The organism is Nocardiopsis sp. NPDC006198, from assembly GCF_040613895.1.
GTDB lineage: Bacteria > Actinomycetota > Actinomycetes > Streptosporangiales > Streptosporangiaceae > Nocardiopsis > Nocardiopsis tropica.
Genome location: NZ_JBEXSY010000093.1, coordinates 1 through 21,596 on the forward strand (window position 1 = coordinate 1; position 21,596 = coordinate 21,596).

The window sequence follows — 21,596 nt, forward strand, 5'->3', positions numbered from 1 at the left end:
ACCGCCTGTCCAAGGTGGTCGTGGGCGCGGCCGACGACCCCGACGCCCGGCAGGGTGGACCTGGGGGCCTCTCGCCGCCTCTGGTGTCGCCCGCGTCCCGTTACAGGAAGTCGGCGAGCTCCTTCTCCAGGACGCGCTTCGGCTTGGCGCCGATGAGCTGCTTGACGACCTCGCCGTCCTTGTAGAGGTTCATCGTCGGCAGCGACATGACGTTGTAGGCGCGCGGCGTCTCGGGGTTCTGGTCGGTGTTGAGCTTGACGATCTCGATCTTGTCGCCGTACTCCGCCGCCAGCTTGTCCAGGACCGGGGCCATCTGCTTGCACGGGCCGCACCAGTCGGCCCAGAAGTCCACCAGGACGGGCTTGCCGCTGGCGAGGACCTCTTCCTTGAAGTTGGCGTCCGTGACGTGCTTGACAGTGGACATGGTTCTCCTTGGTTCACCTGGTGGCGGATGGCAGGGGGGAGGAACGCGGGCCCTCTCGGGCGGGCCCGCGGGAGGGCGGAGGCGTCAGTTGCCCCGCGCCGCGAGGAAGCGCTCGGCGTCCAGGGCGGCGGAGCAGCCGGTGCCGGCGGCCGTGATCGCCTGGCGGTACTGGTGGTCGACGACGTCGCCGCAGGCGAACACGCCCTCCAGCGTGGTCCGCGTGGACGGGAAGTCCACCTTGACGTAGCCCTCCCCGTCCAGCTCGATCTGCTTGTCGAACAGCTCGACCCGAGGGTCGTGGCCGATGGCGACGAACAGGCCGGTCACGTCGAGCGTGCTCGTCTCGCCGGACTTGTTGTTCAGGACCCGCAGGCCGGTGACGCGCTCCGTGCCGAGCACCTCGGTGACCTCGGAGTTCCAGAGGAAGCGGATCTTCTCGTTGGCCTCGGCGCGCTCGACCATGATGCGGCTCGCGCGCAGCTCCTCGCGGCGGTGGATGACGGTCACCGACGAGGCGAAGCGGGTGAGGAAGAGGGCCTCCTCCATGGCGGTGTCGCCGCCGCCGACCACCGCGATGTCCTGCTCGCGGAAGAAGAAGCCGTCGCAGGTGGCGCACCAGGAGGTGCCCCGGCCGGAGAGCTCCTTCTCGCCGGGCACGCCCAGCTCGCGGTAGCCGGACCCGGTGGCGAGGATGACCGTGTGCGCGAGGAAGGTCTCTCCGCCCGCGACGACCTCCTTGACCGGCTTGTCCAGGTTCACGGAGGTGACGTCCTCGGGGACCAGCTCGGCTCCGAAGCGCTCGGCCTGCTTGCGCAGGTTGTCCATGAGGTCCGGCCCCATGATGCCGTCGGGGAAGCCGGGGAAGTTCTCGACCTCGGTCGTGTTCATGAGGGCGCCGCCGGCGGTGATCGAACCCTCGAACACCAGCGGGCGCAGCTCGGCTCGGGCGGCGTACACGGCAGCGGTGTAACCCGCCGGTCCGGAACCGATGATGATGACATTGCGGACGTCACTCACGCTCGTAGGCCCTTCACACAGTCGCTGCCCTGGCCACGCGTCGTGACCTCAGGGGAAGATGGTTAGCACAACCGATGGTAGGTGCAGGGCATTCCCCCCGGGACATCCGCCCAGCTTACGGGGGCGGGGTATGCGTCGCGGGGGTCCGCGGCCCGGGTCCGCCGCTCAGGGGCCCCGCCGGTGGTCCTCCAGCGCCGCCCGGACCGCCACGGCGACCGCCCCCGCCAGGAGTCCCCACAGGGCGTTCGCGGCGAGGGAGGAGACGAGCGCGAGCGGATCGTCGAGTGGACCCCGGGGCCCGCCCGGCGTGATCGGTGAGAGCACGGCGACCAGCACGGCCGAGAACACGGCGTGGGCCAGGCCCGCGTACACGAGGGTGAGGAGCGGCCGGGGGACACGGGCGACCACGACCGCTGCCACCCACGCGACCGTGATCACGACGGTCATCCCCAGCGGGAGGTACGGTCTCCAGTCGATCGCCTCCGCGACGCCCGTGACGCCCAGCAGGGGCCGGAGCAGCGCCAGGGCGCCGAGGCCCAGGACGAGCGACCACGGGACACCGGAGAACGGTCCGGCGGACGGGGGGTGCGGCTGGTTCACGGGCGCCTCGCGTGATCGTGGCGCGCTCGGCGCGCCGGGGACGGACAGCCCCGACGGTAGGGACCGCGGGCCCCCTCGCGCGTCCGGCGCGGACCGCGTCCCGGTACGCGGTCCCGACCGGTCGGTGTACGTCGCGGCGCGTAGCGGCGAGCGTCCCCGGTCCCGTGCCCGCCGGGGGACCGGTCCGTAGAATCACCGCATGCCCAGCGACCGCCAGGACGTCGTCGTCGACGCGCTGTTCGGGTTCGCCGTCTTCGCCGTGGTGGCGATCGCGGTCGGATCCGACGTCAGCAACAGGGGGAACCTCGCCCTCGGCTACGCGATGGCCGCGGTGCTCGGCGGCCTCATGCCGGCGCGGCGGCGGTGGCCGGTGGGGGTGCTCCTGGCGACGGCGGTGCTCATCGTCGCCAACTACGTGATCGACCTGCCGACCATCGGCCTGGCGGTCCCCGCCGCCGCGGCCCTGTACTCCGCGGCGGAGGCCGGCCGGACGGCGTGGTCGGCGGGCACGGCGGCGGCGCTGGTGGCGGTCTCCACGTTCGCCCGGCTGGGCGAGGGCCAGGACCCCGCCTACCTCCTGGGGTACGAGCTGCCCTCCACGGCGGCGATCATGGGCGCGGCCATCGCCCTGGGAAACGCGCAGTGGCAGCGGCGCCAGGCCGACCACCAGCGGGAGAGGGCCGCCCTCCTGGACGCGCAGGCGCGCGAGTCCGAGGCGGCCGAGCGGCTGGCGCTGGAGCGTACGCGGATCGCGCGCGACCTGCACGACGCGGTGGGGCACCATCTTTCGGTGGTGTCCCTGCACGCGGCGGTGGCGGCCGAGGCGCTGGAGGACGACCCCGCGGACGCCGAGGCGGCGCGTGCGGAGCTCGTGCACGTCACCCAGGCGTCCCGCGCGGGCCTGAGCGAGCTGCGCTCCACCGTGCGCGCCCTGCGCGACGCCGATCCGGGCGGAGAACGGACCTCCTCGCTCGCGCACCTGGACGAACTCGCGGACTCGGTCCGGGCGGCAGGTGTGGCGGTCGAGGTGGAGGGGAGGCCCGGGGCCGGAGAGATACCGGGGATGGTGGACGCGACCGCCTACAGGATCGTGCAGGAGGCGCTGACCAACACGCTCCGGCACGCCCGGGCCGACCGGGCCCGGGTGGTGTTCACGAGGAGGGACGGTGTCCTGGAGGTGCGGGTGACCGACGACGGACGACAAGGCCCGTCCACCGCGGGCGGCGACGCGGGCGAAGGGCCGGCGGCCGCCCCCGGGAGCGGGCTCGCGGGCATGCGCGAACGCGTACGCCTGGTGGGGGGCTCGGTGGAGGCGGGGCCCGGCCCCGGTGGAGGGTTCGCGGTGCACGCGCGGCTGCCGCTCGGAGGGGACCGGTGATCCGGGTCCTGCTGGTGGACGACCAGCCGCTCGTCCGCACGGGTGTGCGCGCGCTCCTGGAGCGCGACGGGGGGATCGAGGTGGTGGCGGAGTCGGGGAACGGCAGGGAGGCCCTCGCCGACATCGGCAGGTACCGCCCCGACGTGGTCCTGCTCGACCTCCAGATGCCCGCGGTGGACGGCCTCGCGGTCCTGCGCGAGCTGGGACGTCGACAGGGCGACAGGTCGACACGGGCCCCGGGGCCGGAGCGTGCGGGGGAGGCCGGCGCGGATGCCGCGTCCGGCGGCCCCCGGGTGGTGGTCCTCACCACGTTCGGGGAGGACGACAACGTGTTCACGGCGCTGCGGCTGGGCGCCTCGGGGTTCCTCCTCAAGGACGCGGAACCCGGCGAGCTGCGCTCGGCGGTGCGGACCGTCGCCGCGGGGGAGGCGCTGCTGTCCCCCGCGGTCACGCGCAGGGTGATCGAGAGGGTGGCCGACACCTCGGTCCCCCCGGAGGCGGCCCGCCGCCTGGACGTGCTGACCGCCCGGGAGCGCGACGTGCTGGCCCTGGTCGGGCGCGGGCTGTCCAATCAGGAGATCGGCGCGGAGCTCCACCTGAGCCCCGCCACGGCCCGCACGCACGTCGGCCGCGTCCTGTCCAAGCTCGGCGCCAGGGACAGGGTGGGCCTCGTGGTCATCGCCTACGAGACGGGCCTGGTCAGTCCGGGCGGGTGACGGGGCGCGGGCGGGTCCACATGTCGACCTTCGCGGTCCCGTCCGCCCCCTCCGCGTCCTGTGTACGGGCCCGGAGGCCGCCGGGCCCACTCAGGGGCCGGGCTCGGGCACGCGCTCCTGGGTGATCACGCTGTCCTCGGTGTCCCCGCCCTGCGCGCAGAGCGGATCGACCACGTACACGTCGTACTCGTCGCCGTCGAGGGCGAACATGGCCCACGCCGGGGTCGTCCCGTCGCCGTAGTGGGCGTCGTCGACCAGGCTGAAACGGGTGTCGAGCGCCTCGCCGAGACGCCCCGCGCACTCCACCACCCCGGGCGGGGGGCTCTCCTCCGCGGCCAGGGGCTCGGCGCCGTCCTCCTGCGCGGCCCCCACGGGGGAGAGGTCGAGGGTCCGGGCGGCCTGCTCCGCCAGGCCGCCGCCGGTGTAGACGGTGCCGCTCCGCACCACCTGGGGCGTGTAGGCCTGGGCGGTGTCCGGCGCGGCCTCCTCCTGCCCGTCCTGCAGGAGGGGCGCGGCGACGCCGGCCTCCTCCTGCGGGGCCAGGCCGTTGAACAGGGCCGCGCCACCGCCGGCGACGATCGCCGCGGCGGCGGCCACCATCATCAGCCGGGGCAGGCCGGCGCCGCCGAAACCGCGCCGGCGGCGCGAGATCGGTGTCACCCCGGCGGGCGGGCCGGAGGCGGCGGGTGCGGTGGCGGGTCCCGGCGCGCCGCCGTTCTCCGCCCGCTCGCGCGCCGCTTCGGCGACACGCCGGTCGAGGAGGTCGGCGACGTCCCGGGGCATCTCGGGAGCGGGTGCGGCGGCCAGCGCCTCCGTGACCCCCGTGAGCTCCTCCAGGGTGGTCGCGCAGGTCGCGCAGGTCTCGATGTGGGATGCGACGGTACGTTCCTCGCCGGGCTCCAGGAGCTCCTCGGCGAAGAAGGCGAGTGCCTCCACGTCTGGATGGGACGTCACGATGGGTTGGCACCTCCTCTCCCAGATGTGACGTCTCGCGGATCCCGGGGGTTCCTCAGATGGGCCAGTGACGGAAGAAGTTTGGCGCGACCCCGGGCACACCGGCTCTTGACCGTGCCGGTCGCCACGTCGAGGATCTGGGCCGCCTCCTCCACCCGGTAGCCGAGCATGTCCACGAGGGTCAGCGCCATCCGCTGGTCCAGCGGCAGCAGGTCCAGGGCGGCGTGCACGTCGAGGCGGGCCTCGGTCTGCGAGGCGTGGTCCGGGGCGCCTCCGGCGCGGCCCATCCGCTCGTTGGCGACCACGTCCAGGGTGGCGTCCTCGGTGGGGGTGGCGGGCCGCACCTTGCGCCGGCGCAGCCGGTCGTGGCAGGCGTTGACCACGATCCGGTGCAGCCAGGTGGTCACCTGGGACTCCCCGCGGAACCGCTCGGCGGCGCGGAACGCCGACAGGAAAGCGTCCTGGAGGGCGTCCGACGCCTCCTCGGGGTCGCCCATCATCCGCACTGCGACAGCCCAGAGGCGCTCACGGTGGCGGCGAACCAGTACCCCGAACGCCTGTTCGTCACCCTGAGCGTGCCTCGTCAACAGCTCCCGGTCAGGAAGCTCGTGGACCGCGTCCATCAGCGCTGATCACATATCCCACTACTAGGTTCCGCGTACCTCTACCTCGTTGACGCTCCCACGGTAGTCCCCCCCGTTCTGGGGCAGGGCCGTGAACCAGACCAGGACGTACTGACCGGTGGCGGGCTCGTCGAGGACGACCTCCTGGGAGGAGCCGCTGCCGCTGCCGACCACCTCGTAGTCGTTCTCGGAGTTCCCGTTCGCGTCGCCGACCCGGATCTCGAACTCGTACCCGTCGCCGGCCATGTCGAGGTCCACCGCGTGGATCTCGTGGCTCGCGCCGAGTTCGAGCTGGAGGCCGACACCGGGCTTGATCATGTCCAGCGGGTCCCTGTAGCCCTGGGTGTTCCAGGCGGTCGAGGGGTCGCCGTCCCAGGCCAGGGGCGCGTTGGCGCTGTGCTCGTCGGTGTCGCCGTGCGGGTTGAGGCCGCGCGAGCCGACGATCTCCAGGGGGGACGCGTCCGCGGCGTCGTCCGCCGGGTCCTCGGCGGAGCCCGCGCTGGGGGTGGCGGGGTCGTCGCCGGGCTGGAGGCTGGAACCGAGGCTCCAGGCGCCCACGACCACGGCGGCGAACAGCACGACCGCGACGACGCCGACGAGGATCCTCTTGGGCGAGGCCTGGGAGCGGGCCGCGCGCTGGTCCATGCGGGAGGGGGCGGGGCGCTCCGCACGGGGGGCGGAGGCGCTGCGCGCCGCGGTGGCGCCGCGGGCGGAGCCGCCGCTCCGGGCGCTCCGGCGGGGGCCGGAGCCGGTGGTGTCGAGCTCGCCCGTGCGCCGCGAGGTCCCGGGCTCGGGGGGCGCGGACTCCACGGGGGAGACGGGGAGCGGGATGAGCCGGGGGACCTCGGCCATGGCGGCGCAGAAGTCCGCGGGCGAGGTGATGGGCGGGCCGGGCACCATCTGGCCCGCGAGCTGGGGCAGCGCCGCGCGCGTGGTGATGGTGTTGAGGGGCTCGGTGACGCCCTGGCGGATCTGTCCGGGCGGGTAGGGGCCCGCGGGGCCCTGGGGGGCTCCGGGAAGGCCGCTCTGCGGCCCGCCGGGCCAGTGCCCGGTGAGCGCCGCGTACAGCAGGTTGCCCAGGCCCTGGGCGTCGACCGCGGCGGGGTCGGCCACGACGGCGCCCAGCAGCGCGGCGTCGACGCCGATGCCGGTCACCTTGACGGCCCCGCCGCTGCTCCACATGAGCTTGCTCGGGGTCAGGCACAGGTGGTGGAGCCCGCCGGCGTGCGCGGCGGCGATGGCCTCGGCGGCCTCGGCGACCAGGCCCGCGGCGCGCTCGGGCTCCATGGGGCCCTGGGCGAGGAGGTCGGCGAGGGAGGAGCCGATGACCCACTCCTCGACGACGTAGGGGACGGGGGTCGTGTCGTCGGCGTCGAAGACCTGGGTGACGCGGGCGTCGGGGATGCGGCTCGTGGCCCTGGCGGCGCGCACGACCTCGGACGTGCGGGGGAAGCCCTCGGTGAAGGTCCACACCGCGACGGGTCGCGCGAGGGTCTCGTCGGTGGCCTTCCAGCGGGTGGCCCCGCCGGTCTCACTCACCACTTGGTCGAGGCGGTACCGGTTGGCCAGCTTCGCCCCGGGTTCGATCAGGAAGGTGCTCATGTTGGGAGTGACGGACGCCAGTGCCGTGAGCTCCGCGCGCTCCTCCCGCAACGGGTCCCTGGGGACCGGAGCGGTGCGGGGTGTGCGCGAGGGGGTTATCGGCCCTGCCTGCTGTCCCCAGCCTCCCTTCGGGCAGCTCGGATGAACATTGCTGTAGCGGTAAAGCGATGCGTGTCCATGCTAGGACGCCTGAACAGCATCTTCGGAGGACATCGGATACTCATTCACCTTCCGGGGCGTATCGGTGCTCGGCTACCCAACGTCATCCATTCCTGGTGATCAGCGGCGTCGCAGCCGTGTTCTGAGCAAATCGAGGAAGGATGTGACTTCGGTCACATTCAGGAACTTCGCGGTAACCACGAACAGTACGGCACCGACGACGCCCCCGGCCAGCATCGCCGCCAGACCCGGCCACAGATCACCCGGCAGACCCCGGAAGGCGTAGATCATCGCCACCCCGAAGACCGCGGCGGGGACCGTGGCCACGTGCAGCTTGAACAGTGTCGCCGCGGTGCGGCGGCCGTCCATGCCGTTGAGCTTCCGGTGGAGCAGGTACCACATGACGACAGAGCCGACGATGTAGTAGAGACCGTACGGCACGGGCAGCCAGACCACCACGTGCTGGGGCTCGACCACGAACAGCAGGGCGATCGCCGTCACCGCGTGGGCGGCCTCGGAGGGGATCGACACCAGGGCGGGGGTCCGGGTGTCGCCCAGCGCGTAGAACACGCGCATCTGGAGCTGGAACAGCGTGAACGGGATCAGCATCACGCAGAAGACCATCAGGATGCGCCCGATCGCCGCGGCGTCGGACGCCGTCGTGCTGCCCTGCGCGTAGATCATCACGCAGAACGGGATCGCGAACACGATCATCGCGACCGAGATCGGCACGATCAGCACGGAGGAGAGCCGGAACCCGCGCGAGAAGTCGCTGCGCACCTGGTCCTTGCGCCCCGCCGCCACGTGCTCGCTCATCCGCGGCAGCAGGGCGGTGATCACCGAGACCGCGATGATCGCGTACGGCAGCTGGAACAGCATCGACGCGAACTTGTACGCGGTGATGCCCGCCCCGGAGTCGAAGCCCAGCTCCGCGGCGCGCGTCCCCGCGCGCGTGGCCACGTTGGTGGAGACGAGCGCGCCCAGCTGCGCGACCACGATGTAGAGCATCATCCACGAGGCGGCGCCGGCCGCCTCGCCCAGGCCGGAGCCGCGCAGGTCCAGGCGCGGCCGCCAGCGGAAGCCCGCCGCGGCCAGCGCCCACACCAGGACCGCCGCCTGGAGCACCTGCCCCATGGCCGTGCCCAGGCCCAGCAGCATCAGCTCGCCGGGGGTGACGGTCTCCGGGGTGCGCCCCGGACCGGCGACCGCCATGAACCACAGGAGGATGCCGATGATGACGACGTTGTTGAGCACCGGCGCCCACATCGGGGCGCCGAACCGGTTGCGCGCGTTGAGCATCGCGCTCGCCAGGCCGCTCGCCCCGATGAAGAAGATCTGCGTCACCAGGTACCGGGCCATGACGACCGAGACCTCGTACTGCGCCCCCGTGAACTCGCCCGCGTAGATCCTGATGAACCACTCCGCCACCAGGACCGACAGGACCGTGATCACGAACAGCGCCAGCAGCATGAGGGTGACCAGGCGCTGCTCGGTCCTGTCCCCGCCGTCCTGGTCGAGCTTGCGCCGCTTGACCAGGAACGGCACGAACACGCTGGCCAGCAACCCGCCGATGAGCAGGTCGTAGATCATGTACGGGACCATGCCCGCGGTCTGGTAGGCGTCGCCCAGCAGCTGGGTGCCGATCGCCGCCGCCAGGAGGATGGTCCGGACGAACCCCGTCACGCGGGAGACGATGGTGCCCAGCGCCATGACCGCGCTGGACCTGGCGATGTTGCCGGGGGCGGTGTGGGCGCTGCCGCCGATCTCGTCGCCGTCCTCCAGGCGGTCGGCGGTGCCCACGTCACCGATGTCGCTCGGATCGCGGACCGTCCGCAGCCCGGTCTCGGGCACGCCCTCCGGCTCGTCGCGCTCGTACGTGTCGAGCACGTCCTCCGGCATCACCACGGGGCGGCGATGGCGCGTCCTGGCCTCGGCGGACGCCCCGCTCGGTGCGGGGTCCTGCTCTCTGGGGTGATCGCTGGGCACCGTCGGGACGTCCTTATCTCGGTCGGGGCGCTTCGGGGGAGACCTTCGGCGGGATCAGAGCCGGGGCGCTACGGCATCAACGACGCATGCGGCCGCGGACCAGTTCCACCGCCGCGCTCAGTTCCGGCACGCGCAGCAGTCGCGCGAACCCGAGGAAGAGCAGTGCGCCGACGACGCACCCGGTGACGGGGGCGCCGATGTAGGAGGCCAGGCCGGGGCCGACGTAGGCGTCGAAGAACCAGAGCACACCGAGGCCCGCCGCGATGCTCGGGACGACGGCCAGGTGCAGGCGCAACATTGTGCCAATGATGTGCTTTCCGTCAAGTCCGCCGATGCGCCGGCTCAGGACCAGCCCGGCGATGGTCAGACCGGACAGGAACGAGACCATGAAGCCCGAGGCCACACCCACGACCACCAGGTTCGGCGGGAGCAGAAGGTAGGAGACGAGGGCCAGGCCGCTGTGCACGGCGAGGTTGGCCGCCCCGATCATGGCGGGCGTCCGGGTGTCGCCCATGGCGAAGAACACCCGCAGCATGAGCTGGAAGACGGTGAACGGCACCAGGCCCAGCGACATGACGGCGAGGATCTGGCCGATGCTGGAGGCGTCGCCGACCGAGATGGACCCGCGCGCGAAGGCCAGGACGGACAGCGGCTCCGCGAACATCGCCACCGCGAACGCGGTCGGCACCAGGACGAACGCGGAGACCCGCAGGGTCCTGGAGAAGTCCCCGCGGACCGCGTCCCAGTTCCGGTCGTCGGCGTGGGCGCTCATCCGGGGGAGCAGCACGGTGATGAGGGAGACCGCGATGATCGCGTACGGCAGCTGGAAGAGCTGGTACGCCAGGTTGTAGGCGCTGATGCCCGCGCCGACGTCGAGGCCCTGCTCGATGCTCGACACGTTCGCGGCGTTGGCGATGTTGGTGGTGATCCACAGGCCGGCCTGCGTGAGCAGGGTGTAGAGCATCATCCACCCGGCGGTGCGGAGCGCGTCGCCGAGGCCGGAGCCGCGCAGGTCCAGGCGGGGGCGCCAGCGGTAGCCGGTCCGGGAGAGGGCGACGAACAGCACGACCGCCTGGAGCAGCATGCCGCCCGCCGTGCCCGCGCCGAGCAGCGTGAGCTGGCCGTCGGTGACGGTCTCGGGGGTGCGGCCGGGGCCCGCGACCCACAGGAACACGGCGGCCACGGACATGATGACGACGTTGTTGAGGACCGGCGCCCACACGGCGGCGCCGAACTTGCCCCGCGTGTTGAGCATGGCGCTCAGCAGGCCGCTCAGGCCGACGAAGAAGATCTGCGCGAGCAGGAACCTCGCCAGGTAGACGGACGCCTCGAACTGGACCGGTGTGAACCGGGACCCGTACATCCAGATGAGGAACTCGGCCGCCAGGATCGCGGCGGCGGTCAGGAGGAACAGGGCCAGCACCGTGGTGGTGAACAGGCGGTCCTCGGTCGCCTTGCCGCCGTCCGCGTCGTTCTTCCTGCGCTTGACCAGGAACGGGATGATGACGCTGGCCATCAGCCCGCCGATGAGCAGGTCGTTGAGGATGAAGGGGATCGTGTGGGCCGTGTGGTAGGCGTCACCGAGGAGGTGGGTGCCGATGGCGGCGCCGAGCACGATGGTGCGGGCGAACCCGGTGAGCCGGGAGGCCATGGTGCCCACGGCCATGATCATGCTGGAGCGCATCATCCCGCCGGAGTCCGATCCGGAACCCGCCCCCGCGCCGTCCGCCCCGGAGCCGGAAGCGGCGTCCCCGGCGGGGACGGCGCCGGGCTCGGGCAGTTCGCCCTCCTCGAAGGAGGGCATGGGGCCGCCGCTGGGACGGAGAGTGCTCTCACCCGGGAGGGGGCCTTCGGGCTGGGGGGAACGGCGGTGTTTCCCGCCGCCGTTCGGAGAGTCGGTGACCACCGTGGATCAGGGTTCCTTTCGTCCGACTGGAAGGGTCCGTCCGCGGCGCCGTGGTCCGGCGCCTGTCCGGCCGGGCCGGACACGCGGCTCGGCGCCGCGTGTGCCGACATGGAGATGTGCGGGTGTGTCGACATGACGTCCTGTCGGTAAGGAGCCGTGTCACCCATCGGTCCGTCGGGGCGCCGGGGTCACTTCCCGGAGCCGTCCTTGTCCCGTTCCTGGGCGTCCTCCCCGGCCTCCGGAGATCCTGCCCCGGTGGCCTCGGCGTCCTCCCCGGGCCCGGTGGAGGACGCGGACGCCCCGGTCTCCCCGGGCGTGGCGACCGCCCCGGGAGGGGCGGAGCCCGCGGGGTCCCCGGAGTCCCCGGGAGCCGCAGGATCCGCGGCGGTGCCGGTCGCGGCGCCGTCCGGTCCCCCGTCCCCGGCGGCTTCGGCTGCCTCTGCGGCCTCGGAGTCGGAGCGGGACGCCTGCTTGCGCGCCCACTTGCGCAGGGCGCGGGGCGCCAGCGCGGCGACCAGGATCAGCAGGCCGATGCCGCTGATGAGCAGCGCCTGGGTGCCCAGGCCGGTGGCGTTCACCGGGATCACGGTGTCCTGCGTGCTGATCGGCTCGCCCGCGGAGTTGTGCAGGCTCACGGTCAGCTCGGTGCGGCCGTTGACCCGGGCCGACAAGGGGACGTACACGGTGGTCTTGGCGCCGGGGTCGATCTCGAAGAAGTCCGTGTACGAGCCGATGCTCAACCGCTCGGAGTTCTCGGAGAACACCGACAGGCGCACGATGACGGCCTGGTCCTCCAGGTCGTTGGCCACCAGGACACCGGTGGTGCCCGTCTGGCTCGCCAGGGTGACCGGCTCGCCGGGGATGACGCGCACGTCGCCCATACGGTCCTGCACGGAGTCCAGGACGAGGGACCGGGTCGCACCCGCGAGGGCCTCCTCCTCCCGCCAGTACACGGACTCCAGACGCAGGAGCGCGGGGCGGAACGGGTCGACGTCGTCCACCAGGACGCTGTTGAACAGGCGCACGTCGTTGTTGACGTCCTCGACCAGTCCCAGATAGGTGGGGCTGAGCTCGTCCTCGGAGGCGCTGTCCGGGTAGTTCAGGTTGCGCCGTGTGTCCTCGCGCTCGTCCGCGTCGGCCGGCTCGATCTCGTCCAGCTTCTCCGGCGACAGCCACGGGAGGCCGTCGGAGGCGGCCAGCACGCCGTCGGCGAACTCCGGGCTGGGGTCCCAGCCCGGGTTCGGCGAGGCGACGACCACGCGGTCGCCGCCCGCGTTCTCGCCCGCGATCATCGCGGTCTCGGCGGCGAACCGCTGGAGCGCGAGCGCGGACTCGCCGGGCTCCCACGACGGCATGGACAGCACATCGGTGAGCCCGGAGTCGGCCACCAGCGCGAACGGCTCCTCGACGGGCTCCTCCTCGGGAGCGGCCAGCGGGGCCTGCGCGGTCGGGGTCGTGGACATCCAGGACGCGGGCGGCATGGCGCCCTCGCCCAGCAGGAAGCGGGTGGCGCCCTGGGCGGCGTACAACTCGTAGACGGGGTCGTCCATCAACCCGCCGGGCGGCATCGCGAAGGCGCCGTCCGCCTCGAACGACAGGGCGCGCAGGACCGCCTCCTGCCCGATCCGGAGCGAGGCGGCGGCGTCGTCCCCCATGTCGTTGCGCAGCAGGGCCCCCAGGTCGGCGCCGGCGTAGGGGGACGCCACGACCGTGTCGCGGGCGAGCACCGCGCGCGCCTCGCGCAGCCACACCTGGGCCGCCTCGTCGGGGCCGGCCCCGTGCCTGACCGGGTCGGCCTCCGCCGGCACGGCGAGGAGGTCCTCCAGGACCTCGTGGTCCTCCGCGGCCATCCGGTGGATGTCGTCGAGGGTGCCGGGGTCCACCGCCCAGGTGACCGGCACGCCCTCGGTGCGTGCGGGGCGGGGCTCCTCCTCGGCGCCGGGATCCTCCCCGCCTCCGTCGCCCTCGGCGCCGGGGTCCTCCTCGTCGCCCTCCCCGCCGTCCTCGGCGGCCTCCTCGCTGGGGACGGAGTCGGCGGTCTCCTCCGCGGTGGCCTCGTCCTCCTCCGACGGCGGCTCCTCGGGCTCCTCCCCGAGGCCGAGCAGCTCGACCAGGTCCTCCTCGCCGGCCGCGAAGTCCAGGGGGACCTGCGCACCGGACGAGAGGAGGCGGCCCAGCCTGCCCTCGGCGCGGACCGATTCGTGCAGCTCGCCGCTGAGGAAGGTGTCGTCGTCGGCCCGCTGGGGCCGGTCCATCAGCGGCCACACCCACGCGATGTCGACGGAGGGCACGTCGTCCCCTCCGGAGCCCGTGTAGGGGAGGAACGTGTACTGGGAGCCGATGACACCGCCGTCCCCGTCGACCGCTTCGACCACGAGCGGGTACACGCCGTAGGACGAGAGGTCCAGGTCCTCGACCGGGACGCTCAGCGAGTACTCCTCGGAGGCCTCGGGCGGCAGTGCGGAGGCGACCTCCTCGTCCGGGCCGGGAGCGTTGGGCTGCCAGCCGTCCCCCGAGGCGAACTCGTCCAGCTCGTCGCGGTTGGTGAACGGGTGCCGGGAGTACCTGACCCGGACCGTCACGTCGCGCACGCTGTCCGCGGTGGTGTTGGTCACCTCGCCCGCGATCCGCAGGGTGCTGTCCTCGCGGACCGCGTCCGGTGTGATGCGCTCGACGACGAGCGGCTCGACGGAGCCGTCGTCCTCGGGGTCCGCCAGCGCGGGTGAGTGCGCGGCCGGTATCGGGAGCAGCGCGGTGGTCATGGCCATGACCACCGTCGCGGAGGCAATTCGACGCAACGCTTGACCGGTTTCCTGATTCGGGTCCAGGTGGCCGTCCCGCCGGGGAACACGGTGAAGGGGCGGAGACGCTCGGGGTGCCCGCACGGCGCACACGGCGTACGCGGGTCGGGTGGGCGCGAGATGACCGCGGTCCTACCACTCCACCCGAAGATACCGTCTTCGCTGTCCGTCGGGTCGGGGGAGGACCACCGCGTGGTGCTCGGCGGAGGGGCCACTCTTTCATCAAACGGGTGCGCTCCACCAGAGCCGGGGCCGACCTGTGGACGACCCGGCCCGGCCGGGGGCCGCGGGACGATTCGCAGTTTGGACCGACGGCCGCCTAATCTGCGTGGTGTGCCGAACACAGAGTTTTCGAGTGAGAACGACGCCGACCAGCGGCCGGAGGCCGGGACGGTCCCGGGACCGGGGTCGCTGAACGGTACCCGGCGCGCGGCGATCACCGCGCTGGCGGAGGCCGTGCAGCCGGTATCGGACGAGCTCGGCGCCCGTTTCGCGTCGCACGGACAGCAGCTCGCCCTCGTCGGCGGCCCGGTCCGCGACGCGCTCCTCGGCAGGCGCTCCAACGACGTCGACCTGACCACCGACGCGGTCCCCTCGCGCATCCTGGAGCTGGTGGACGGCTGGGCCGACTCCGTGTGGACGGTCGGCATCGAGTTCGGCACGGTGGGCCTGCGCAAGGGGGGCCACCAGCTGGAGATCACGACCTACCGCAGCGAGTCCTACTCGCCCAAGTCCCGCAAACCCGAAGTGGCCTACGGCACGGACATCCACGACGACCTGTTCCGGCGCGACTTCACCGTCAACGCGATGGCCGTGCGCCTGCCGGAACTGGAGTTCGTGGACCCCTTCGGCGGGCTCGCCGACCTCGAGGCGGGCGTGCTGCGCACACCGGGCCGCCCGGAGGACTCCTTCAGCGACGACCCGCTGCGCATCATGCGCGCGGTGCGCTTCGCCGCGCAGCTCGGCTTCACGCTCGCGCCGGAGGTCGCCGAGGCGGCCCGCGGCATGGCCGACCGCCTGTCCATCGTCTCCGCCGAGCGGGTCCGGGACGAGCTGACCAAGCTCATGGTCAGCCCCGACCCGCGCCGCGGCATCGAGCTGATGGTGGACCTGGGCATCGCCGAGTACGTGCTCCCGGAGATCCCCGGGCTCCGCCTGGAGATCGACGAGCACCACCGGCACAAGGACGTGTACGAGCACTCGCTCACCGTCCTCGACCAGGCCCTCGACCTGGAGCGTTCCCGTGGCCACGAGCCCGACCTGGTGCTGCGCCTGGCCGCGCTGCTGCACGACGTCGGCAAGCCCAAGACGCGCGAGTTCGAGGGAGGGGGCCGGGTCACCTTCCACCACCACGAGGTGGTGGGGGCGTCGATGAGCCGCAAGCGGCTCACCGCCCTGCGCTTCCCCAAGGACGTCGTCTCCGACGTGTCCACGCTGGTCGGGCTGCACCTGCGCTTCCACGGCTACGGCAAGGGCGAGTGGACGGACTCCGCGGTGCGCCGCTACGCCCGCGACGCGGGGTCCCAGCTGGAGCGGCTGCACATCCTCACCCGGGCCGACTGCACCACCCGCAACCGCCGCAAGGCGGCGGCGCTGTCGAAGGCCTACGACGACATCGAGCGGCGCATCGGGAAGCTGGCCGAGCAGGAGGAGCTGGACCGCATCCGCCCCGACCTCGACGGCAACGAGATCCAGGAGGTCCTGGGCCTCTCGCCGGGGCCCGTGGTCGGCAAGGCGTACCGCTTCATGCTGGAGCTGCGCCTGGAGAACGGGCCGATGGGCAAGGAGGAGGCGGCGGCGGAGCTGCGCGCCTGGGCGGCGGAACACCTCTAGGGAGTGTTCCGCGGGGATCAGCGGTGCGGCTTCACCGCGGTCACGGCCATCGCCATGCCGAACACCCGCAGTGGGGTGCCCTCCAGGCCGTCGGACAGGGACTGGAGCCCGCGGGTCCGGCGGTCGAACGGCGGCATCACGTAGTCGACGGCGCGCATGCTCAGCCCGACCGCGCGCAGCAGCCGGCCCATCTCCTGGGTGGTGAAGGAGCGCGCGTCCGACATGCGCTCGTGGAGCGGCCGGACCCAGGGCAGGAACGGCGCCGTCAGGGCGGACCTGCGCCTGCGCCCCCACAGCACCCCGTGGGTCTCGAACGGGAACCACCGGTTGGGCGTGGTGAGGGAGAGCGCCCCGCCGGGCTTGAGGACGCGGTGGATCTCCGCGAGGCTGCCCTCCACGTCCTCGATGTGCTCGACCACCTCGAACGCCGTGACCCGGTCGAAGGTGTGGGCGTCGAAGGCCAGCGAGTCGGCGGACATCTTGTGGAGGCCGATCCGGTCCTCGAACCCGGTGCCCGCGATCCTGGCGGCGAACGCGTCGAGGCGGCCGGGCTCGACGTCGATGGCGTCCACGCGCACGTAGCCCTGGGCGAGTTCGACGGTGTACGTGCCGTCCCCGCACCCCACGTCCAGCAACCGGTCGCCGCGGACGGGCAGCTGCCGGGACACCGCCCCGATCCGCTTGGTCACCCCGCGCGCCCCGAAGGCGCCGGAGGGGTTCCCGGGGCCCAGCTCGCCGCCCATGGCGCACCATCCCTGTGTGTCGACAAGTCTTTTCCGGGACACTACAACACGTGACTCAGTCGTCACGGACAGATCGGGCGGTGTGCGTCCGGCCCGGCCGGGGCGCCGTCCTCCCCGGCCGTGCCGGGGGGCCGTGCCGACTCGTCGACCCGTCGATCCGTCGACTCGTCGCCATGTCACCACGTCGACACGTGTGCGGCCCGGCGGACACGGCGGCCCCGGAGGCGGGCCGGCCGGGGAGTGATCCCCGTCCTTGTCGTGCCGGGCGGCAGCGGGGGAGACTGGCGCGGTGACCATCACCACCTGGTACCTGGAGTCCACCGACCCCGCCGACCTGCGCCCCGCGCGGGAGCCCGGGGCGGACGTGACGTTCTCCCGGGCCGAGATCCCCAGCCCCGTGCTGAGCCGGTTCATGCACGGCGGTGAGGTCGGCGGCGACTGGGAGGCGGCCGACGGGCTCGGCCTCTCGGCCGAGCAGTGGCGGGAGTGGGTCGACCACCCGGGGCGCGAGACCTGGGTCCTGTACGAGGAGGACACCCCCGCGGGCTACGCGGAGCTGGACGCCCAGCCCGACGGGGCGGTGGAGATCGCCTACCTCGGGCTCGTGCCCGGCTTCCTCGGCAGGGGGATGGGCGGGCACATGCTCACGCTGGCCATCGAACGCGCCTGGGACCTGGCCGGGCGCTGGCCGGACCGGGACCCGACCCGGCGGGTGTGGCTGCACACCTGCTCCCTCGACGGGGAGCACGCGCTGGCCAACTACCTGGCCCGCGGCCTCCGCGTCTACGAGGAGACCACGGAGCACGGCTGACGGGGAGCCGGTCGCGCCGGGTCGGCACGTCGACAGGTCCCCCTGTCGACATGTCGCCGGAACGCCGGGGCGTGGTCCGCGGACGCTCTCGGCGGGCCCGGCGCCCGCGGACCCGGAACGGTCCGCGGAACACGCCCTACGCCGCCTCCCGCACGGCCTCCGGCCCCGGGACGCGGAAGCCGCGCACCACCCAGGCGGCGGCCGCCGCCGTGTAGGCGGTCGCCATGCCCGCGACCACCGGCACGCTGATCCCCGAGGGCGGGACCAGTGCGGCGGCCAGGGCCGCGCCCAGGACGAACGTCGCGTTGAAGAGCACGTCGTACACCGAGAACACCCGTCCCCGGAACGCGTCGTCGACATGTCGCTGGACCAGGGTGTCGACGGTGACCTTGACCCCCTGGGAGACGAAGCCGAGCACGAACGCGGCCACGGGGAACAGCGCGGCGGAGAACGGCAGGCCGAACACGACCAGGGCCGCGGCCGCCACCGCCAGCTGGAGGGCGATCCAGCTCCCGGCCGCCATCCGGGCCGTCGCCCAGGGAGTCGCCACGGCGCCCAGGAAGAACCCCGCCGCCAGGAGCCCGGCCGACACCGAGAATCCGGCGAGCCCGGCCACGCCGCCGTCGGCGAACGCGTTGTTGTACAGGAGCAGCGTCAGCAGGGTCGAGACGCCGAACAGGACCCGGTGGACGCCGATGGTGGCGAGGGCGTCCCTCGGGGCGGGGCGCTCCCAGATGTGCCGTACCCCGGACGCCATGCCCCGCGCCGCGCTGCGGACGGCGTCCGCGACCTCGGCGGGTTCGCGCTCCAGGTGCGGCCCCAGCTCCCGGCGGCCCAGGGTGAGGGAGACGAGCGCGGCGCCGGCGAAGCCGAGCGCGGCGACGAGGAGGATCAGCCCCGTCCCGAGCGCTGCCCCGCCGCCGACGAGGCCGACGGCCAGGCCCGCCCCGGTCCCGAGGGAGCTGGCCGCGGTGCCGCAGGTCGGCGTGACGGCGTTGGCCATCATCAGCTTCTCGCGGGGCACGACGTAGGGCAGGCCGGCGGAGAGGCCGGACAGGAAGAAGCGGTTGACACTCAGCACCAGGAGCGCCGCGACGAAGAAGGCCGGCCCCTCGCCCCCGGACACCAGGAGGGCGCTCACGGCCGCGAGCGCGGCCTTGGCCAGGGAGGACAGGAGGAGGACCTGGCGGCGGGGCCACCGGTCGATGAGGACCCCGGCGAACGGCGCCACCACCGAGAACGGCAGGAGCAGGACGGCGAAGGCCGCCGCGACGGCGCCCGCGCTCGTGTGCTGCTCGGGGTTGAAGAAGACGAAGCCGGCCAGCCCGGCCTGGTAGATCCCGTCGGAGAACTGCGAGACCAGCCGGGTACCGAAGAGGCGGCGGAACCGCGGGCCCCGCAGGACCGCGCGCAGATCACCGAAGAAGGACACCGGACCAGGGTAGGGCGTGCCCGGGGCCGGGGCCCCGGGCAGCCGCCCCACACCGGTGGCTACTCGCCCGCGATGAAGCTCTCGACCTTGTCGTGGGCCTCGGCGTCGCTGTACTGGACGGGCGGGGACTTCATGAAGTAGGAGGAGGGCTCCAGGATCGGGCCGCCGATCCCGCGGTCCTTGGCGATCTTCGCGGCGCGGACGGCGTCGATGATGATGCCCGCGGAGTTGGGGGAGTCCCAGACCTCCAGCTTGTACTCCAGGTTGAGGGGGACGTCGCCGAACGCGCGCCCCTCCAGGCGGATGTACGCCCACTTGCGGTCGTCGAGCCACGGCACGTGGTCCGACGGGCCGATGTGCACGGAGCCGGCCTTGAGCTCGTGGGGGATCTGCGAGGTGACGGACTGCGTCTTGGAGATCTTCTTGGACTCCAGGCGCTCACGCTCCAACATGTTCTTGAAGTCCATGTTGCCGCCGAAGTTCAGCTGGTAGGTGCGGTCGACGATCACGCCCCGGTCCTCGAACAGCTTGGACAGCACCCGGTGGGTGATGGTCGCGCCGATCTGCGACTTGATGTCGTCGCCGATGATCGGGACGCCGGCCCGGGTGAACTTGTCGGCCCACTCGGGGTCGGAGGCGATGAACACCGGGAGGGCGTTGACGAAGGCGACGCCCGCGTCGATCGCGCACTGGGCGTAGAACTTCCCGGCCTCGTCGGAACCCACGGGGAGGTAGGAGACGAGGACGTCGGCCTTGGCGGCCTTGAGGGCCGCGACCACGTCGACGGCGTCCTCGGGGGACTCCTGGATGATCTCGCGGTAGTACTTGCCGAGGCCGTCGTAGGTGGGGCCGCGCATGACGGTGACGCCGGTCGGCGGCACGTCGCAGATCTTGATGGTGTTGTTCTCGCTGGCCGTGATGGCGTCGGCCAGGTCGTGCCCCACCTTCTTGGCGTCCACGTCGAAGGCGGCGACGAACTCGATGTCACTCACGTGGTACGGCCCGAACTGCACATGCATGAGGCCGGGCACCCGGGACTCGGGGTTGGCGTCCTTGTAGTAGTGAACGCCCTGCACGAGCGATGCCGCACAGTTGCCGACGCCCACGACGGCTACACGTACCGAACCCATTGGTCCTTGCTCCTTCTTCTCCGCGAACATGGATTCCACAGCGCACGGCGACGGCCCCGCGCCGGAGGCGGTCGGGTTCGTCGTCCTGCGTTCGTCTTCCGTATGTGGTCAGCAGCGAACACGGCGTTTCTGTTCCCCCGTGGGCGGCTGTCGACCGCCGGGGAGAGAACATGCATGTATGGCTGTTTTGTTCAGCTATGACTCTATCTCCGCCCGATCGGGGGACCGCATGGCGCACCGCCGACACGGCCGCCCGGCGACGCCCGGACCCCCTCCGTCCAGCGGATATCCGGAGACACTGGGGGCAAAATCTCACACACTGCCCCCGACCTGCGCGAACGAGGTCCCCGAGCGGGGCGCGGACACGGCCCCTTTGCCTGCCGGCGTTCGGTTCCCGCGCCCTGAACAGGCGCGACGGGCGGTTTCGGACACAACATGGCCAGGTGTCCCATGGCGCGCGATACCCTCGCGCGTGGGTTGTGCTATACCGTTCCATCGCTCTAACGTGACCTTTGATTTGCGTGCGTAGCCGGTAGAGCCCCCGGACGGAGCCCCCGCCGCGGTGACGTCCCGTCGGCACAGAGCACCGACGAGCGGGCAGCGCTCCCGCAGGCCAACGATCAGGAGGATGAAGCGGCTAACGTCTTCGCGACCTGTTGAAAACCCCGAACCGCCTCTGTGCGTCCCTTTTATCAAGCCTTGAACGACCGGTGAGGAGGCGGACGCGGCCCCGCGGGGCCGATTCGCCCAGGTCGCCCGAGGAACAGGTCGCGGATCACCGATCCCCCAGGGGGACCGTCCCCCCGTTTCCACCAAGGAATCGTCAGGCCGACCGGCCGTGAGAGGCAATCGAGGACCACGTGAGTACCGAACGACGACGGAATGCCGACGGCGGCCGTCGCCGGGCCGATGGCCCGGGCGACGGTCCACGGGGCGAGGGCGGAAGGCGCAGGGCCGACGGCCCGCCGCCGGGTGACCACCAGTCCGGAGGCCGGCGTCGATCGGGTTCCGGTGGCGGCGCCCGCCGTGGCGACGGCGGGGCCGAGCGCCCGCGCCGTCCGCGCCCCCCCGAGAACGAGGCGCGCTCCGAGGGCCAGGGCGGCCGCCGCAGAGCCGAGGGCGAACGCCCCCGCCGCCCCGAGGGGCAGCGCAGGCGCCCCGAGGACGGCGACCGGCCCCGCAGGCGACCCGAGGGAGACCGGCCCCGCAGGCCGGAGGACGGCGACCGGCCCCGGCGCCGCCCCGAGGGAGAGCGCGGCGGACGCCCCGAGGGTCAGCGCCGCCGCCCCCCCGAGAACGAGGCGCGCTCCGGCGGACGCCGCAGGGCGGGCAGCGGTCCCCGCGACCCCCGCGACCGGGACCGCGAGCACGGATCGCGCTCGGAGAGCTTCCTCAGTTTCTTCGAGAAGAACGGACACACCGTGGTGCCCTCGGCAAGCCTCATCGCCGAAGACCCCACGCTGCTGCTGGTCCCCGCAGGC

At 72.7% G+C, this 21,596-nt stretch carries 16 protein-coding genes and 1 pseudogene; 5 read left to right on the forward strand and 12 right to left on the reverse strand.

Features of this window, described 5'->3' with window-relative positions:
* Positions 1 to 100: 100 nt before the first annotated feature.
* The 3 genes from trxA to ABZ234_RS32170 form a co-directional block, all read right to left on the reverse strand.
* The gene (gene trxA / locus ABZ234_RS32160) at positions 101 to 424 is read right to left on the reverse strand and encodes a thioredoxin (protein ID WP_267947348.1); all 324 of its coding nucleotides are present in this window, start codon (positions 422 to 424) and stop codon (positions 101 to 103) included.
* An 84-nt stretch (positions 425 to 508) separates the two neighbouring features.
* The gene (trxB, locus tag ABZ234_RS32165; RefSeq protein ID WP_267947347.1) at positions 509 to 1,441 is read right to left on the reverse strand and encodes a thioredoxin-disulfide reductase; all 933 of its coding nucleotides are present in this window, start codon (positions 1,439 to 1,441) and stop codon (positions 509 to 511) included.
* Between the two features lie 165 nt (positions 1,442 to 1,606).
* A complete protein-coding gene (locus ABZ234_RS32170) occupies positions 1,607 to 2,041 on the reverse strand; it encodes a hypothetical protein (protein WP_355014548.1) in 435 nt (144 codons plus the stop codon).
* Positions 2,042 to 2,240: 199 nt separating this feature from the next.
* On the opposite strand from ABZ234_RS32170, the gene ABZ234_RS32175 reads away from it, so the two are divergent.
* Both ABZ234_RS32175 and ABZ234_RS32180 read left to right on the forward strand, forming a co-directional pair.
* Positions 2,241 to 3,419, forward strand: a complete 1,179-nt coding sequence (locus tag ABZ234_RS32175) for a sensor histidine kinase (protein ID WP_355014549.1) — start codon at positions 2,241 to 2,243, stop codon at positions 3,417 to 3,419.
* Positions 3,416 to 4,135, forward strand: a complete 720-nt coding sequence (locus ABZ234_RS32180; protein WP_344179188.1) for a response regulator transcription factor — start codon at positions 3,416 to 3,418, stop codon at positions 4,133 to 4,135. Before ABZ234_RS32175 ends, ABZ234_RS32180 begins: the two co-directional genes overlap by 4 nt.
* Positions 4,136 to 4,225: 90 nt before the next feature.
* On the opposite strand, the gene ABZ234_RS32185 is transcribed toward ABZ234_RS32180, so the two are convergent.
* The 6 genes from ABZ234_RS32185 to ABZ234_RS32210 form a co-directional block, all read right to left on the reverse strand.
* Positions 4,226 to 5,089, reverse strand: a complete 864-nt coding sequence (locus tag ABZ234_RS32185) for a hypothetical protein (protein ID WP_355014550.1) — start codon at positions 5,087 to 5,089, stop codon at positions 4,226 to 4,228.
* Positions 5,086 to 5,712, reverse strand: coding sequence for an RNA polymerase sigma factor SigM (gene sigM, locus ABZ234_RS32190; protein ID WP_355014551.1), 627 nt, complete (start codon positions 5,710 to 5,712; stop codon positions 5,086 to 5,088). The genes ABZ234_RS32185 and sigM overlap by 4 nt, the downstream gene beginning before the upstream one ends.
* Positions 5,713 to 5,736: 24 nt before the next feature.
* Positions 5,737 to 7,314 (reverse strand): discoidin domain-containing protein, encoded by a 1,578-nt coding sequence (locus tag ABZ234_RS32195; RefSeq protein WP_267947341.1) that lies wholly within the window; start codon positions 7,312 to 7,314, stop codon positions 5,737 to 5,739.
* A 279-nt stretch (positions 7,315 to 7,593) separates the two neighbouring features.
* Positions 7,594 to 9,372 carry a murein biosynthesis integral membrane protein MurJ gene (gene murJ / locus ABZ234_RS32200; RefSeq protein WP_267950580.1) on the reverse strand — a complete coding sequence of 593 codons (1,779 nt, stop codon included), beginning with the start codon at positions 9,370 to 9,372 and terminating at the stop codon, positions 7,594 to 7,596.
* Positions 9,373 to 9,535: 163 nt separating this feature from the next.
* Positions 9,536 to 11,365, reverse strand: a complete 1,830-nt coding sequence (gene murJ, locus ABZ234_RS32205; protein ID WP_267947340.1) for a murein biosynthesis integral membrane protein MurJ — start codon at positions 11,363 to 11,365, stop codon at positions 9,536 to 9,538.
* A gap of 188 nt (positions 11,366 to 11,553) precedes the next feature.
* Positions 11,554 to 14,139: a DUF6049 family protein gene (locus tag ABZ234_RS32210; RefSeq protein ID WP_355014555.1), complete on the reverse strand. Its 2,586-nt coding sequence runs from the start codon at positions 14,137 to 14,139 to the stop codon at positions 11,554 to 11,556.
* A gap of 360 nt (positions 14,140 to 14,499) precedes the next feature.
* Between ABZ234_RS32210 and ABZ234_RS32215 the strand changes: the two genes are divergently transcribed.
* On the forward strand, positions 14,500 to 15,999 hold the full coding sequence (locus ABZ234_RS32215) for a CCA tRNA nucleotidyltransferase (protein ID WP_355014552.1): 1,500 nt from the start codon (positions 14,500 to 14,502) through the stop codon (positions 15,997 to 15,999).
* Positions 16,000 to 16,016: 17 nt separating this feature from the next.
* On the opposite strand, the gene ABZ234_RS32220 is transcribed toward ABZ234_RS32215, so the two are convergent.
* Positions 16,017 to 16,742, reverse strand: coding sequence for a class I SAM-dependent methyltransferase (locus tag ABZ234_RS32220; RefSeq protein WP_344179195.1), 726 nt, complete (start codon positions 16,740 to 16,742; stop codon positions 16,017 to 16,019).
* Positions 16,743 to 17,031: 289 nt separating this feature from the next.
* Between ABZ234_RS32220 and ABZ234_RS32225 the strand changes: the two genes are divergently transcribed.
* A complete protein-coding gene (locus ABZ234_RS32225) occupies positions 17,032 to 17,553 on the forward strand; it encodes a GNAT family N-acetyltransferase (RefSeq protein ID WP_355014553.1) in 522 nt (173 codons plus the stop codon).
* A 136-nt stretch (positions 17,554 to 17,689) separates the two neighbouring features.
* Here ABZ234_RS32225 and ABZ234_RS32230 read toward each other — a convergent pair whose 3' ends face one another.
* Together ABZ234_RS32230 and ABZ234_RS32235 are read right to left on the reverse strand one after the other, a co-directional pair.
* Positions 17,690 to 18,985 carry an MFS transporter gene (locus ABZ234_RS32230; RefSeq protein WP_355014554.1) on the reverse strand — a complete coding sequence of 432 codons (1,296 nt, stop codon included), beginning with the start codon at positions 18,983 to 18,985 and terminating at the stop codon, positions 17,690 to 17,692.
* Between the two features lie 59 nt (positions 18,986 to 19,044).
* Positions 19,045 to 20,115 (reverse strand): inositol-3-phosphate synthase, encoded by a 1,071-nt coding sequence (locus tag ABZ234_RS32235; RefSeq protein WP_267947335.1) that lies wholly within the window; start codon positions 20,113 to 20,115, stop codon positions 19,045 to 19,047.
* Positions 20,116 to 20,975: 860 nt separating this feature from the next.
* Between ABZ234_RS32235 and ABZ234_RS32240 the strand changes: the two are divergent.
* Positions 20,976 to 21,596: pseudogene (locus tag ABZ234_RS32240) on the forward strand (hypothetical protein); the annotation flags it as partial.

Excerpts from the sequence above, each read along its gene's own strand:
- ABZ234_RS32175 (WP_355014549.1), top strand. The coding sequence starts at position 2,241 with ATGCCCAGCGACCGCCAGGACGTCGTCGTCGACGCGCTGTTCGGGTTC.
- ABZ234_RS32195 (WP_267947341.1), bottom strand. The coding sequence starts at position 7,314 with ATGAGCACCTTCCTGATCGAACCCGGGGCGAAGCTGGCCAACCGGTAC.
- ABZ234_RS32220 (WP_344179195.1), bottom strand. The coding sequence starts at position 16,742 with ATGGGCGGCGAGCTGGGCCCCGGGAACCCCTCCGGCGCCTTCGGGGCG.
- sigM (WP_355014551.1), bottom strand. The coding sequence starts at position 5,712 with ATGGACGCGGTCCACGAGCTTCCTGACCGGGAGCTGTTGACGAGGCAC.
- murJ (WP_267950580.1), bottom strand. The coding sequence starts at position 9,372 with ATGCCGGAGGACGTGCTCGACACGTACGAGCGCGACGAGCCGGAGGGC.
- trxA (WP_267947348.1), bottom strand. The coding sequence starts at position 424 with ATGTCCACTGTCAAGCACGTCACGGACGCCAACTTCAAGGAAGAGGTC.
- ABZ234_RS32235 (WP_267947335.1), bottom strand. The coding sequence starts at position 20,115 with ATGGGTTCGGTACGTGTAGCCGTCGTGGGCGTCGGCAACTGTGCGGCA.